This is a genomic window from Colwellia sp. MB3u-41, assembly GCF_014076845.1.
Classification (GTDB): domain Bacteria; phylum Pseudomonadota; class Gammaproteobacteria; order Enterobacterales; family Alteromonadaceae; genus Colwellia_A.
Genome location: NZ_JACGUT010000074.1, coordinates 38,771 through 53,279, shown reverse-complemented (window position 1 = coordinate 53,279; position 14,509 = coordinate 38,771). Strand labels below are relative to the sequence as shown.

Genomic DNA, 14,509 nt, shown 5'->3' with positions numbered 1-14,509 from the left:
TGCCTTTCTTCCTTCGGGGATATTATTTTGGGTTGTGTGTTTTTGCTAGGCCTTCGTCGAGCATTTCCATAGCATGTTTAGTGTTTTTTGACTTACTAAAAGCAACATAAATATCACTTTTTTGGTGAAGCTTACCTTTTCTTATGTCGTTGGGTTGAAGCCCCATATCGTTTAATTTACTTGTAACAACATCATCAAACATAATGGCTACATCTATTCTTTTCTTCTTTAGAAGCTTGATCAGTTGTGTTTGATTCGCGACTCTAATCTCTTTAAATCGATTTTTGTTTTTCTCGTAATTATCACCGTACTCATAACCAATAATTACGCCAACAGATATTTCTTTAGATATTTCATCTGCCGAGGTGAAGTTTATGACGGTGTCATTGTGATAATAAAATGATGCGTTAGCTTGCAAAATAGGAATTTCACCAAAATTAAATTGATCAATCGTGCTTTTTTGTTTTGTCACATTGAATGCGCCGTCGACTTGCCCATTCTTCGTCATCTTTAGTGCTCTAGCGTATGGAACAACAATAAATTCAACGCGAATGTTTACAGCGTTATATGCTGCTTGAATAATGTTTTTTGAAATGCCGTTTCCACCATCATCTGAATAAGGAGGCCAGCTATTTTCAACGGCAAGGGTTATGGTCTCTAAAGCCGCACTGTTTTGAGATATTGTTAACATTAAAAGGACAAATAAGTTTCGAGGCAATATCATGAATATAAAAAATTTCCAAAGTAATGATGACAAGATAAAAGAATGGTTGGGGTTAAGTAGCGAATACAGGCTGTGGCTATAACTATCGACGAATAATGCAATGAATGTTACTCATTATCTACTTTTAATTGCTGTTAATGTTATTGCACTCCCTTTTTGTGTGGAATTATTTAAGCCAGCTAAGAAAATAAAGTATTAAAATAAGTATCAGAGATCTATTCTAATTTAAATAACGTCCTTAGCACTCTATCGCTTTACTAAACGTGCGAACTAAAAATTCATGGTGAGTGACCATTCGTTTCATTTTTCTGTTAACTATCAATTTTTTGCTTTGCATTTTCAGTTTTATCATGACTTGTCGCTAATCCCTTTAAAGATTGATAAAGCGTTTCTGCTTCTGGCGACAAGCTTTTTGGAAAAGCAATTTTAAGTTTTACAAAAAAGTCTCCAGGAATTTTGCTGGGTAATCCCCGACCTTTTAAACGCATTTTAGCACCACTACTCACCAGTTTAGGTAACGTTAAATCAATTGTACCTGTTGGTGTGGGTACTTTTACTTTTTCACCTAATGCTGCTTGCCATGGAGTAATGGTAAGTTCGGTGGTAATATCGACGCCTTCAATAACATATAACGGGTGAGGATTAAAACCTACCTCAAGATATAAGTCTCCATTTTTTGCGTCACTAAAACCCGCTTCTCCTTGCTTTTGTAAACGAATTTTTTGCCCCGGTTTGATGCCCTTTGGTATCTTAATTTTTAATGTGCGCGCCTTTGATTGTACTTGTCCATTTACAATTTGATCTTGCAGCGTAAAACTTCGGGTTACGCCTGTATACGTATCTGATAAATCTATTAATATTTTGGCATGACTATTTTGCCCTTGTTTAGGCTGATGACCACGCGGTGAATGTTGACCCGCATTGAAGCCACCGCCAAATAACGATTCAAAAAAATCGCTAAAATCGCCTTGACCATCAGTATTAAAACTGCCATTACCTTGTTGATATTGCTCTTGCCACCTAGGTGGCGGGGTAAAGCCAGATTGGCCCGCTTTCCAATTACTGCCCAGTTGGTCATAAGCTGCCCGCTTTTCTTTATCACGTAATACGTCATAGGCTTCATTTATGTCTTTAAAGCGAGTCTCTGCATCTTTCTCTTTACTGACATCAGGATGAAATTTTCGTGCTAACTTTCGATATGATGTTTTAATTTTATCTTGGGTCGATGTTTTATCAACGCCCATAATCTTGTAGTAATCTTTGTAATCCACCGTGTTCTCCTGTGCAGATAAACCAGCCAATGATTATTGGGTTCATCTATAATAGTTCCATTTTATGACTTTATTATAAGCATAAATAAAAATGATGAATGTCAATAATGTGACATTTAGAGAAAATATGGGATGTTCAATTTAATTTTCATCTTACTTTTTATATAACAGTAGATTGTATTAATATATTAACGGGGGAATTATGTCTTACACACTGATACACAACACGTAAGAATGTTGGTATGAATATTACATTGATGGTTATATTGCCTATATCACTTATGATGATCAAAATGGCAATCTGCACTTAACGCAAACGATTGTTCCTGAGGCACTCGCGGGTAAATTTCTCGCTGAAACACTTTTAGAAGATGCTCTTAAACAGATCAAAAAAGAGAATAAAAAAGCCGTCGCAAAATGTTCATACATCACTAAATACCTTGAAAAAAATCCCCAAGCAAGCGATCTGTTTATTTGAAAGTAGTGGGGGGGAAGGCTTTTTATTATAGCGTATAGTTTTACCTTTAAGCGCTGGTGGTTATTAATGACAGTTTTGGTGATAAATCCTAATAATGCTCTGCTTGATTTTTAACTTTAATGCTCATTATTTGAGCGTGATTTGTTGATCTATTCTGTCATTGGTCGTTGTTAGATAAATTAAGTCAATAATTGCCGTAAATAGTAGCATTCTGCCTCACTTTATATTAAATTTGCCGCCCTTAATTAGTACAGTTAACCAGAGCGCCTTATGAACGAAAATACTCTCCCACAACTCGAACAACTGATCGAAAAAATCATTGATAAAAATAACCAATTAAAAAGCCAAGTAGCAGAACTAACAGAGCAAAAAGCAGGCTTAGCTCAGCAAGTAGCAGAATTAGCAGAGCAAAAAGCTTTGCTTGTCGATGAAAATGAAACCTTTCAGCTTGAAGTCTTAGAAGGTGAAGAAAAACAGAAACAAACAAATAATGTATTGACCGCTTTATTAGACAAATTACAAAGTGCAGAAGAGCTGAGTTAATGTTGACTCAAGACTCTAACGGCATCAGCATTGAAATTATGGGTAAGCAACATCAGTTTTCTTGCTCAGCTGAACAAGCAGAGGATTTAAAGCAAGCCGCTAGCAAGCTTGCTGTTATGTGTGAAGACATTAAACAGCAAAGAGGGAATGCTAGCAGTGAGCGTGCTTTATTAGTGGCGTCAATTAATTTAAGCTATTCATTATTAATGGCAAATAACAAAATTGAACGCTACCAACATGGACAAGAAGCGCTAATTTCAACATTAAAAAGCGCTTTATAGACACTTTTACTTTTTTCAGTATTGCCACTCAGCGCGAGAGTTAATATAGTGGTAATACTGCTAATTTAATATTTAGGAACATTTTCGCTATGGCTGATGCTAGCATCGAATTTAAAGGCTCGAGCTTTACTTTGTCTGTTTTACATTTAAAAACGTCAATGTTAGTGGATATTCGTACTGATTTAGCTGATAAAGTCGCACAAGCACCCGATTTTTTTTATCTTGTTCCCATCGTGGTTAGTATTGAACAGTTAGAGGGTTCAATTGATTATCAAGCGATAAAAACGTTAATTGAATCATTCAATTTTACCTTTGTTGGTTTTACTGGCACGGTATCAAAAGAGCAACGTACGTTGATCCGCGAACTTGGTTTTTCATTTGTGAATACGGCGAAAGTGAATACGGTTGAAAAAAACACTATTTCAGCAGAAGCCGCAGAAACTAAAATAGTCACAGAGACACCAGCACGTAATTTATTTAGCGACAAAATACACCGTGGGCAAATACGCTCAGGTCAGCAGGTTTATGCTAAAGATCAGAATTTAGTGGTTATTGGCTCAGTATCTGCTGGAGCTGAAGTGATTGCTGATGGTAATATTCATGTCTACGGTTCGTTACGTGGTCGGGCCATTGCGGGTGCAACAGGTCATCATCGGGCGCAAATATATTGCCAAAACCTTGAGGCTGAATTGGTCTCTATTAATGGTAACTATTGGTTGAGTGAATCAATGGAGCAATATTGGGGATCTCCCGCATATATACATTTGACTGACAGCGAACTCACGTCATCAAAACTCATTTAACTTTTAATTTAAAAAGGATATTCGGTCTATGGCACGAATAATAGTTGTTACATCAGGAAAGGGAGGGGTTGGCAAAACAACATCAAGTGCGGCAATCGGTCTTGGATTGGCGTTAAAAGGTCAAAAAGTAGTGTTAATTGATTTTGATATTGGCCTACGTAACCTTGATTTAATTATGGGTTGTGAACGCCGAGTTGTTTATGATTTTGTTAATGTGATTAATGGTGAAGCGACCTTAAATCAAGCCTTAATTAAAGATAAGCGCGTTAGCAGCTTATCTATATTGCCCGCTTCACAAACCCGTGATAAAGATGCATTAAATAAAGAAAACGTCGGTAAGGTACTTGAAGAGCTGGGTAAAATCTATGACTATATCGTTTGTGATTCTCCCGCGGGTATTGAAGCAGGCGCTATGATGGCGCTTTATTATGCTGATGAAGCTATAGTCACGACTAACCCTGAAGTTTCATCGGTTCGTGACTCGGATCGTATTTTAGGTATGTTAGCCAGTCGCTCTCGCAGAGCAGAACTTGGCTTAGAGCCTATTAAAGAACATTTATTATTAACACGTTACTCGCCTAAGCGCGTTGACGATGGTGAAATGCTGAGTGTTGAAGATGTTGTTGATATCCTATCGATACCTTTGTTAGGTGTCATTCCTGAATCACAAGCGGTGCTTAAGGCATCTAACGCCGGTGAGCCAGTGATTTTAGATACAGAAAGTGATGCAGGAAAAGCGTATCAGGATGTGGTTGATCGCCTTATGGGTGAGACGGTTGATTTTAGATTTTTACATGCCAAGAAAAAAGGCATTCTTAGTCGTATGTTTGGAGGATAACATGGCATTACTGGATTATTTTTTACGTAAAAAAGAAAAGCAGGCAACGACAGCGTCGAAGGCCAAAGAACGTCTGCAAATTATTGTTGCTCATGAGCGCAATAGTCGAAATAAACAGCCAGATTACTTGCCCCAACTCACTGCTGATATCCTTGAGGTATTGCGTAAGTATATCAAGGTAACTGATGAAAGCTTTTCAATTAACCTTGATAATAAAGGTGGAGACTTAAACGTCTTAGAGCTTAACATCGAATTAAATGACGAGCACAGTATGAACTAAACCTCTATTCATGTCGTTTATGACCTGTCGGTCTTGAACATAGAAAAGGCGGATATTCATTGATAGAATATCCGCCTTTTTCATTTTATTTTATTGAAAAAGCCATTGATAACCTAAGCTATTAAGTTAATAGGCTTCGGCGATGGCTTCTTCAACTAACTGAGTTAACTGTTCGTAGCCAAAATTAACAAGAGGTTTTCCGTTAACAAAAAACTGCGGCGTTGCTCGAACTTCGAGGGTTTTACCGTCTTTGATATCTTGCATTATAACCTTGCTAACGTTTTCGCTACTCACATCACGCATAAACTGTGCGCTATCTAAAGGTAAGTCCTTTAATAACGCATGAGCACTTTGTGGTTGCGCAACATGATGGCGAGTCCAGGCTTGCTGTTTGGCAAATAAAATTTCTACTGCCGGCCAAAACTGTTCTTGTAAGTGTGCGGCTTCGAGTAGTTTAACCACTTGATCTGATCCCTTATGAAAAGGGGTATAGCGCATCATAACCTTAATCTTACCAGGGTAGCGTTTAATTAAATTATTTACCAGTGGGTAAAAAGCTGAACATGTTTCGCAAGCAGGATCGAAAAATTCGACAATGGTCACTTTTGCCTCTAACGGTCCTTTTATTGGTGCGCCGATACGTTCAACGATGTCGAGGCTTTCAACCTTAGCGCTCTGGTGGCTATTGTTTGCTTTAAATATTGTTGCTGCGCCAATAAAAGCCAAAAGGATAATAAGGCTGGCGCTAATGAAAAGTGTTTTTTTATTCATGATGATTCCAATTTAGTCATAAAAAATAATAATAAAGCCATGAGACTAAAGGTTAGTAAAGACATCATTGGCATATTTAAGAACCCAAAAACATTGAGATGCGTTTCTGAACAAGGAATATCTTGTATGCAGGGCTGTGCGCTTTTAGGAATATAACCGGCCACTAATAACACATGAAATAATGCGGTTAGCCAGCCAAATAACACTAATACACTCGCATAGCGGGTCACTTTAGCGTCGAATGGAAATAAGGCCATTGGTAAAATAACGACCAAAGGGTACATAGCAATGCGCTGATACCAGCACAAAGAGCAAACGGGGAGTTTAACAACCTCACTAAAAAATAAACTAGCAAGCGTGCTTATGGTGGCAAGTACCCAAACTGAAAAGAGTAACAACCAACCTTTGGATAACGTATTGTTAGCAGATAAATCGTTCATATAATCTCGTTTAGTTAACGTTAAAAATCCAGCCTAAGCCGGATTTTCAAGGCAAATAAAATTAAGTTAATTATTCAACGATATCCATTTCTTCAATAAGATTGGTCGCGCCGTCAACATGCTCCATTACCCATAACATGTATTTAATATCAACGTGAATCGATCGGTTTAATTTAGTGTCGTAATCCCAATCACCAATAATACTTTCATAAACACCGTCAAACACTAAACCCACAAACTCTGCCTTATCATTAAGCGTAGGTGAACCCGAGTTACCACCGGTAATATCTAATGTACCTAGGTAGTTAACCGGTACTGAGCCAAGTTCTTTTTTAGCGTATTCGCCGTAAGTTTTACTCTTAATTAACTCGAGTTGTTTTTTAGAGGCATTAAAGGGTTTAATACCTGTGTCTTTTTCTACTATACCTTCAAGTGTGGTAAAAGGTGTTGCAGTGAGTCCGTCTACTGGCGAATAACCTTTTACGTTACCGTAAGTAATACGTAATGTACTGTTAGCATCTGCGTATACGGGGAGTTTTTTATCGTTAAAATAGGCGATTAACGCTTCCATATACTTAGGACGATAAGCTTGAATATTACCTGACAATTCTTCGTCTTTTTCTTCAAGTGCTTTTCTTACAGAAAAAGTCTTTACGGCAAGTTGAATAAAGGGATCTGAGCTTTTTTCAAAATCGGCTACCGATTTATTCATCCAAGCAAGGCGAGTTTCTTGGTCAGCAATTGTTGATCTTTGATACATTTTTTCAAGCTTAGTGCTTAAGGCTTTTTTATTTAGCCCTTGTTCAAGTTCAAAAAATTCATCGATGGCGAGAATACGTTCTGATTTAGGCAATTCAACATAATGTGTCAACATAGCGAATAAGATCTTTTGATCGATATTCGCGTCGAATCGACGATTAAAGGTTTTCATGCTTTGTTCAAAACGTGCAAGGTCACGTTCTTGGTAACCCCTTTCTCTCGCTACGTTTGGTTTGTTTTTTTCTACGGCTAAACGATGTAAACGATAAGCGGTGCTTAACATTTTGTTGTAAGCCATATAACCTAGAATTAGATCGCGTGCTTGAGTTTTTTGGTTTTGTTTTAGGAGCTTATTTAGGCCGGTAAGTGCGTTGCCATATTTAGCTTTTCGCATTTTATCAGCATTGATCCAAGCGCTTAAGTCTTGTTCTAGTTGCTGTTTACGGGCTAACGTTGTGCCTTTGTGGTAGCTTTTTATCATGCTACCGTAATTTTTTGCGTAGTTAGCTAAGCCGGCTAAGGTGCTTTCGTACTTTATTCTTGCTTCACTTTCTGGTGCAGACTCGGTATGAATTAAGTCGATAAGCTCTTCACGATAATTTTTAGCATTAGGGTAAGTCCAAGTAAATTGGTTCTCAACTTCAAGTGCAGTGCGGTAACGATTGGTGCGTCCTGGGTAACCTAACACCATAATGTAGTCACCTTCATCAACACTACTTTTATTCACTTTTAGGTGATGTTTTGGTTCATAAGGTACGTTGTCTTTACTAAAATCGGCGGGTTGGCCATCTTTACCGACATATGCACGATAAAAACCATAGTCTCCGGTGTGGCGTGGCCACATCCAGTTATCAACATCGCCACCATACTTACCAACACTACTTGCTGGAGCATGGACTAAACGAACATCACGAATCGTTAATTGTTTAAATAAATAATATTCTAAACCGCCATGAAAATTAACAACATTACAACGATATTTGTCATCACTTTCACACTCAGCCACTAATGTTTTAGAGTTTTTATCTATGGCTTTATAGCGCTCCGAGCCCGACATGTTCTCGGTAATACTGCCTTTAATTAGCACGGTAACATCATTGATTTCTTCTGTTACATAGATACGACTGCCGGGTGTCGCGGGTAGCTCTTCATCAATGGTTTTTGCTAGAAAACCATTGGCGAGTAAGTTGTTCTCTGCTGTTGAGTTGTATTGAACAGAGCCATAAACACAATGATGATTCGAGGCAACTAAACCTTTATCAGAAACAAAAGAGGCGGTACAGCCGCCAAGGCTGACAATCGCACCCATAGGGAAGCCAGTTAGATCGGTTAAGTCGTTTGGGTTTAGTTTTAAGCCAGCTTGGGTAAGTTCTTTTGCAATGCTAGGCAATTGGTGAGGTTGCCACATACCTTCATCAGCCGTGGCGAGTGTAGAAGCCATTGCTAATAATAAAATCGTTGTTTTTTTCATTAGAATTCTCTGGGTTGTATTAATTTATAGTTATAGTTTTTATATTGATGAGTCGCCAGATAATACTGAGTAATATTTAGCAGCCACATATTTATCTATTTTTACGGTGAACATTATGCCAAAGATAACTTTAAGGATAAAGCTTGATGTTTACCGCGACTTTTCAATAGTTTACTGAAAATAATACCTAATTCTACTTGCTTTTTGTTATGAGCTTCACAGCAGTTAAGCACTTAATTATAGAGCCTTCATCATTGTCACTATGACCAAGCGCTTGAAATTTAACTATTTCGTACCTATCTAAAGATAAATACTCTCAGGTAATGCTCTTTATGTTGTCTTATTTACTTCCTATCTTTATAGGCGTTTTACTTATTGGTTATTCCGTTGCCAAGCCTTATTGGCGAGAGTATCAGCGAGAAAAAATAAGAAGTCAGCCATTTAAAAAGTCTTGGCGAAAAATTATTCAGCAAAGAATGCCGTACTTTGGACAAATGCCAACAGATTTACAACTGCAGTTAAAGCGACATATTCAGGTGTTCTTGGCGGAAAAAAACTTCGTTGGTTGTAATGGGGTTCAAATAACTGATGAAATACGGATCACTATTGCTGCACAAGCATGTCTGTTATTACTTAACCGTAAGACAAATTTTTACCCTAAATTACAGACTATTCTTGTTTATCCGAGTGCTTTTATTAAAGAACAACAAAATATGGGGACGGACGGTTTAAGGTATCAGCAAAGTGTTGCACTTGCAGGTGAGTCATGGGATTTTGGTAAGGTGGTACTCTCTTGGCAAGATACCCTCGCGGGGGCAAAAATCCCTGACGATGGACGCAATGTGGTCATTCATGAATTCGCTCACCAATTAGACCAAGAAAATGGTAAAGCTAATGGTGCTCCAATATTATATCAAGGGCAAAACTACAAAGCTTGGTCTGACGCTTTTTCTTTACAATTTGAAAAACTTCAAAGACAAGCACAAACCGGGGCACCTTCATTATTTGACTATTATGGCGCCACTAATCCTGCTGAGTTTTTTGCGGTGACCAGTGAAGTTTTTTTTGAACAGGCTAATCAGTTTAATGCCAAGTATCCGGTGCTTTATCAACAACTCAAAAACTATTATCACGTTGACCCGCTTCACTGGAAATAGGGGCGGTAATGGCTGACCTTTTAATCGCTTAATATTTTACACTGTAAAATATCGAGTGTTTTAAATGAACTCAAGCCAATTGATATGCCTGACTTTTCATCTTCTCTACTTTTAAAGTATTGAATATGTGTCATTTTTCCTGAAGTATTTCCCAACTGATACTCTATATTTGCACTACCATTACCGTAGTATTTTATTTGGTAGGGAAACTGATACTTATTCGTTCTGTCATTGTATTCTGCTTGTGCCCAGCGGTATTTTAATGGGCAGTTATTCCGAGCGAGTGTCCATTTTCCATAATTTTTCTTGTAATGTTTACTACTGTGTTTTTCTTCAGGCTTTGCCTTACCTTGGCTTACTCTATATTCAATCGCTGAATATTTGGCCATCGCATAAGCCTCTTCAAACGCTAATACTGCAATAACAGGTAAGTCGGGTGCAACACCAACAACTTCCCAGTTCGTTTTTGTTATAGGGTCAACCGCTCTTCCTGTCGGTATAAAAATGGAAAGCCTTGAGGGTAAATCAAAAAAATGTCCTGGGTTGGCTCCTCCTTTTGTTGTTTCTCCTACGAGGTATGCGCGCTTTCTTACTTTTAAGAGGTATGAAAATCCTTCAGCGGCTGAAAAGGTATTTTTACTGGTGAGAATGTAGATGGGCAGATTGGGCCTTTTATCACTGGGAAGATCATCAACCGTCCAATATTCTTCATTCTTATTTGTTTCTCGCCAATAAATACTATTAAGGTGTGTCTTCTTATCAAAAAAATAGCTGCTAAAATAGCGAACAAAATCTGCGCTTCCTCCTCGATTATTTCGTAAATCAATAATCAGGGAATCAACATCCGCTAGTTGCAATAAAATACGGTCTATTATGTCTTTAGCTTTTGGATCAGATGGAAACTTATCAAAGCTAATAAGGCCAACATTACCGTCGAGTATTTCGACTTTTCTAAAGTGTTTTTCAATATCTTCATTAGTATTAATCGTTACACCTGGTTGACGAAGTTTAACTCTGATGTGCTTGTCTTGCGTTATTTCCTGAATGTCATCAGTTAGTCTGTCTGCAAAGATAAAACTTTCATCATAGCCAAGATATTCATTATTATTGATATTCAATAAAAGCTGTGTTGCTACTTTGTTGGCAACATCAGGGAAGACATAATTATCGATTAATTTTTTCGATATACTATCGATAATGACCCTTTGCTTATCATAAGGTGTTTTGGCAACGGTCATTGCTATAACAGCAGAGTTGACAGGTAAGTTACTGAAAAATAATATTAATGCTACACCATATTTAGTCATAGAAATTATCCCTTTTCGTTATTATCGATAATAAACCTCTTAGCAACATAGCATTGTTTTAAGCTTTACGAAACTATTCGTAAAGTAATGGGCTTTGCTGACAAATGATAACAGGGCAGGGATAATTTTTTAGAACTATGTGCTACCACTGTAGTAAGATACGGTTATACTTTTGGTTAAAAATTATTCCGCTAGAAGATGATATGGTTTAATAACTAATGTTCATTTTTTTGCCTATGATTTTCTCAATATTGCTAAAGATCCCCTCTATGCGTTTATTAAAATCAACGATTCACCCTGACATTAGTGACATGTCAGCACGCCAATTTACGCGAAAAGCGACGCGCGCTATTGTGTTAAAAGGCGAAAATATTCTTTTGCTTTATACCAAACGCTATCACGATTATAGCCTTCCCGGTGGCGGCATTGATGACGGCGAAAGTCATGTGGCAGGCTTAGTACGTGAGTTAAAAGAAGAAACGGGTGCACATGATGTAAAAGATGTTCAAGCGTTTGGCTTATATGAAGAGTTTCGACCTTGGCATAAAGCCGATTTTGAATTTATGCATATGCAGTCTTATTGTTATATTTGCTCAATAGACGATGAACTACTTGAACCTGAGCTTGAATCACATGAAATTAGTAATGGTATGTATCCTCTATGGATGAATATTCATCAAGCGATTAGTCACAATGAACACACGATGGCGAATAGTCAAAAGAAGGGATTATCCATTGAGCGTGAAACCTTTTTACTCAAACTGATTGTTAGTGAACTATTAGCTTCATAATATTTAATAAGTAACATTTACAAAAGTAATATTGAGCGGGGCAATGTTGATATACTTTTGATGTTTTTTGTTGCTGAAGCTAACGAATTATAGGGAAATATACTTCAAATGATTAAGACTCAACCTTCGTTATTATTGACGGTGGCGGTGAATGAACTGCTTAGTCAGTGTGAACTGCCTGCAACTTTATCGATAGAATTGTGTGCGTCGTCTTTAGCGATGAGCATGACGTCTTTTCGCCGCAAACTTGCCAAAGAAGATACGAGTTTTAAACTTATTCAAGGTAAGTTTTTGAATGAACTTTGTGTGGAAGCTTTATTAACTCAGCAAAGTAATATTGAAGACTTAGCGATTAAACTTGGTTATTCTGAAAGGGCGACCTTTGAAAGGGCCTTTCGTCAAAAATTCGGTATTACTCCTGCTCAGTTTCGCGAACTTTCCCCTGCTGGTAGTACTGATAGCCATTATGAAAAACTGACAAGCATCGCTAAAAATATGCCACCAATGCCCAGCAGTTGTCGTCAATTAATTGAAGAGAAAGAGCAAGGCCGTCTTAATTTGCAGCGAGTTATTGAGATTATAGGTCATGACGCAATTTTTTCTGCTCGTATTCTTGGCCAAGCCAGTAAAGCGATTTATGGAAAAACCCCAAAAAATCTTCTTGAAGCCATAAGTCGGAATTTAGGGATAGGTCGTGTGGTTAATTTTGCCATTGTTTATGCAATGAAAGATGCACTGCAAGATCATGTCGAACAATGGATTGTTGAGCAGTACACGGAAGCCTTTTTAATGGCACCTAAAATATTTCAGCAAGTTCGTAAGTCATTACCCTCAAAAATTAAATTTGATATTGCCCTAACCGAACAAGTACTTGTTTTTGCATTGCTTGGGGTGTTTTTACTCAGCCATAAAAGCACCTATAAGCATGAGTTAATGCTTTATTCGCTGCGTGGTGTTGACGATTTAGATTCGCTTAATCGTCACATGAGAAAATCGATGGGGATCAGTATATTTTCGTCATCATCTCTAATGCTTTCGTTATGGCATATTGATGCGAGTTTGGTTAAACAGCTTAATCATTTAGAAAAAGTGAGTCAGTTAAAAGTGCTAGGGAGTGTACAAGATGAATTAGTATTATTTATGCTTTCATGTTTGTACTTTTCAGCGGCGGGGTATGACGATTTTAGTCAATTAGAGCAAAAAGCTGAGTTGCTTCATCTTTGTGACTTTGATGAAATTAAAAAATTATTAATTAAAGAGTAGTATAACGTTTGAAAAGGTAACTTTCTCAGCCATTAGGAAAAGGGGGCTACTTGTTATTAACTGAGAAAGTTATAAAGCTTGAATTACGCTTGTTTGGCGAGTTTTCGCTGACGAACAAATAACAACGTTAGTGCGATTAAAAACAAGATAAACATTGACGGCTCGGGAACCGAGGTTACCTGGGCTAAAGAAACATTATCGACTAACCCCCCTAAAGTGTTCTGTGTACCAAATGATGCGAAACTTAAATTCATTGATTGTGCTTGAGCAGTAAATGAAACTGACTGCAAAGCCCAGTTTGGCGTTAAGTTTCTTGTGCTGTTAGCAATTAAAGCTGCTGTCATTCCTAAATCAAAGTCAACGTTTGCATCATACCAAAAAACATTAATTCCGTTATCGTTACTATTATTGGTTCTTGGTTTGTAACAGAACTCTAATAAATAGTCTGCATCAATCGTCAATGAATTTAGTGTTTGTGTCATTACAGCGTTAGATGAACCACGTTGATGAGAATCTAATTCAACATGGTATAAGCCGTTTTGAGAGCCTGTAACAACATTTTGTTGTAATTCTATGCCATTACCCTATGACGTTTTCCAGCCAGGTAACGTTGAAAAAACATCCCAAGCACTTGTTTTGTTTTTAAATGCTTGTAAGTCAATATGAGAAACTAAACCCGTTGAAGTTGTCGTGTTAGCAAAGGTAAGTTGTTCAAAACTTCCGTTAGTAATTAATGATGCATGTGTAAAGGCACTTAAGCTGATTAAGGAAACAGACAATAAAATGTTCTGTATAAATTTAGGCATAGAGAGTGAGTACTTATTTTATTTTTTTTGATTTTTGCAATCATACGTAACGATAGCAATCGAAAATATGGCTAAACTGTCCATTTTAGGTACTTACTATCAAGAGCAACTATTTTTAGGTAAGAGGGTCTAATTTTTATTCAAAAGGGGGATTCTTAATGTTTCCCTTTGTAGTAACTTTACTGCTACTTCTGCAGGTACTTGATAAAACTCATTTACGTATTTTTTTGCATTTAAATACGTGCGAATTTGTTTTTTGACTTCGCACGGCTCACTACATGCTAAAGAATAGACCAGAGAATAATCACCGGGTGAATTTTTTGAAAGTGCTTGCGCATATTCCATAGGGTCCTCAGAGGTGCAACCTATTCTTATGACATCTGAAAAAAAAGAGTGGGTCATTATATAAACGAAACCAGTTGAAACAGTATTATCCTTCATTTTTTATAAGCGTCCTTGTTAATACCTTAATAAGGCTCAATATTTTTAAAGCACTTACCTTATTAATAAAGTAAGTGCTTTTTTA

General features: G+C 37.3%; 18 protein-coding genes. 9 read left to right on the top strand and 9 right to left on the bottom strand.

All coding sequences use genetic code 11. The annotated features are described in order from the left end of the window. Positions 1-22 precede the first annotated feature (22 nt). Entirely contained in the window at positions 23-691 is a 669-nt protein-coding gene (locus tag H4J73_RS07960; protein ID WP_182180857.1) for an ABC transporter substrate-binding protein, read from the bottom strand. A gap of 344 nt (positions 692-1,035) precedes the next feature. Beyond that, complete coding sequence (locus H4J73_RS07955; RefSeq protein WP_182180855.1) at positions 1,036-1,995, bottom strand: DnaJ C-terminal domain-containing protein; 960 nt, start codon at positions 1,993-1,995, stop codon at positions 1,036-1,038. Positions 1,996-2,248: 253 nt separating this feature from the next. On the opposite strand from H4J73_RS07955, the gene H4J73_RS20970 reads away from it, so the two are divergent. The 6 genes from H4J73_RS20970 to minE all read left to right on the top strand — a co-directional run bounded on the left by H4J73_RS20970 (position 2,249) and on the right by minE (position 5,218). Then, positions 2,249-2,473 (top strand): GNAT family N-acetyltransferase, encoded by a 225-nt coding sequence (locus tag H4J73_RS20970; protein WP_182180912.1) that lies wholly within the window; start codon positions 2,249-2,251, stop codon positions 2,471-2,473. A gap of 270 nt (positions 2,474-2,743) precedes the next feature. Then, a complete protein-coding gene (locus tag H4J73_RS07945) occupies positions 2,744-3,016 on the top strand; it encodes a DUF904 domain-containing protein (protein ID WP_182180853.1) in 273 nt (90 codons plus the stop codon). Next, on the top strand, positions 3,016-3,297 hold the full coding sequence (locus tag H4J73_RS07940; RefSeq protein ID WP_182180851.1) for a cell division protein ZapA: 282 nt from the start codon (positions 3,016-3,018) through the stop codon (positions 3,295-3,297). The genes H4J73_RS07945 and H4J73_RS07940 overlap by 1 nt, the downstream gene beginning before the upstream one ends. Before the next feature lie 89 nt (positions 3,298-3,386). Then, positions 3,387-4,100, top strand: a complete 714-nt coding sequence (gene minC, locus H4J73_RS07935) for a septum site-determining protein MinC (protein WP_182180849.1) — start codon at positions 3,387-3,389, stop codon at positions 4,098-4,100. Positions 4,101-4,128: 28 nt separating this feature from the next. Further along, a complete protein-coding gene (gene minD, locus H4J73_RS07930) occupies positions 4,129-4,938 on the top strand; it encodes a septum site-determining protein MinD (RefSeq protein WP_182180847.1) in 810 nt (269 codons plus the stop codon). A 1-nt stretch (position 4,939) separates the two neighbouring features. Continuing rightward, a complete protein-coding gene (gene minE, locus H4J73_RS07925) occupies positions 4,940-5,218 on the top strand; it encodes a cell division topological specificity factor MinE (RefSeq protein ID WP_182180845.1) in 279 nt (92 codons plus the stop codon). 126 nt (positions 5,219-5,344) lie between these two features. Here the strand turns inward: minE and H4J73_RS07920 are convergent, their stop codons facing one another. The 3 genes from H4J73_RS07920 to H4J73_RS07910 form a co-directional block, all read right to left on the bottom strand. Continuing rightward, positions 5,345-5,989: a thioredoxin domain-containing protein gene (locus tag H4J73_RS07920; RefSeq protein WP_182223856.1), complete on the bottom strand. Its 645-nt coding sequence runs from the start codon at positions 5,987-5,989 to the stop codon at positions 5,345-5,347. Continuing rightward, a complete protein-coding gene (locus tag H4J73_RS07915; RefSeq protein WP_182180841.1) occupies positions 5,986-6,429 on the bottom strand; it encodes a disulfide bond formation protein B in 444 nt (147 codons plus the stop codon). The genes H4J73_RS07920 and H4J73_RS07915 overlap by 4 nt, the downstream gene beginning before the upstream one ends. A gap of 70 nt (positions 6,430-6,499) precedes the next feature. After that, the gene (locus H4J73_RS07910; protein WP_182180839.1) at positions 6,500-8,659 is read right to left on the bottom strand and encodes a S46 family peptidase; all 2,160 of its coding nucleotides are present in this window, start codon (positions 8,657-8,659) and stop codon (positions 6,500-6,502) included. 332 nt (positions 8,660-8,991) lie between these two features. Between H4J73_RS07910 and H4J73_RS07905 the strand changes: the two genes are divergently transcribed. Continuing rightward, positions 8,992-9,816: a zinc-dependent peptidase gene (locus H4J73_RS07905; RefSeq protein WP_182180837.1), complete on the top strand. Its 825-nt coding sequence runs from the start codon at positions 8,992-8,994 to the stop codon at positions 9,814-9,816. 20 nt (positions 9,817-9,836) lie between these two features. Here H4J73_RS07905 and H4J73_RS07900 read toward each other — a convergent pair whose 3' ends face one another. Continuing rightward, positions 9,837-11,123, bottom strand: coding sequence for a S41 family peptidase (locus H4J73_RS07900; RefSeq protein ID WP_182180835.1), 1,287 nt, complete (start codon positions 11,121-11,123; stop codon positions 9,837-9,839). Positions 11,124-11,392: 269 nt separating this feature from the next. Here H4J73_RS07900 and H4J73_RS07895 point away from each other — a divergent pair, with 269 nt between their 5' ends. Next, positions 11,393-11,914: an NUDIX hydrolase gene (locus tag H4J73_RS07895; protein WP_182180833.1), complete on the top strand. Its 522-nt coding sequence runs from the start codon at positions 11,393-11,395 to the stop codon at positions 11,912-11,914. A gap of 108 nt (positions 11,915-12,022) precedes the next feature. Beyond that, the gene (locus H4J73_RS07890; RefSeq protein ID WP_182188789.1) at positions 12,023-13,177 is read left to right on the top strand and encodes a helix-turn-helix domain-containing protein; all 1,155 of its coding nucleotides are present in this window, start codon (positions 12,023-12,025) and stop codon (positions 13,175-13,177) included. A gap of 83 nt (positions 13,178-13,260) precedes the next feature. Here the strand turns inward: H4J73_RS07890 and H4J73_RS07885 are convergent, their stop codons facing one another. The 3 genes from H4J73_RS07885 to H4J73_RS07875 form a co-directional block, all read right to left on the bottom strand. Then, complete coding sequence (locus H4J73_RS07885) at positions 13,261-13,659, bottom strand: PEP-CTERM sorting domain-containing protein (RefSeq protein WP_182223855.1); 399 nt, start codon at positions 13,657-13,659, stop codon at positions 13,261-13,263. 102 nt (positions 13,660-13,761) lie between these two features. Continuing rightward, positions 13,762-13,983 (bottom strand): hypothetical protein, encoded by a 222-nt coding sequence (locus H4J73_RS07880; RefSeq protein WP_182180110.1) that lies wholly within the window; start codon positions 13,981-13,983, stop codon positions 13,762-13,764. A gap of 129 nt (positions 13,984-14,112) precedes the next feature. After that, the gene (locus H4J73_RS07875; RefSeq protein WP_182180108.1) at positions 14,113-14,424 is read right to left on the bottom strand and encodes a GIY-YIG nuclease family protein; all 312 of its coding nucleotides are present in this window, start codon (positions 14,422-14,424) and stop codon (positions 14,113-14,115) included. Between the last annotated feature and the right edge of the window lie 85 nt (positions 14,425-14,509).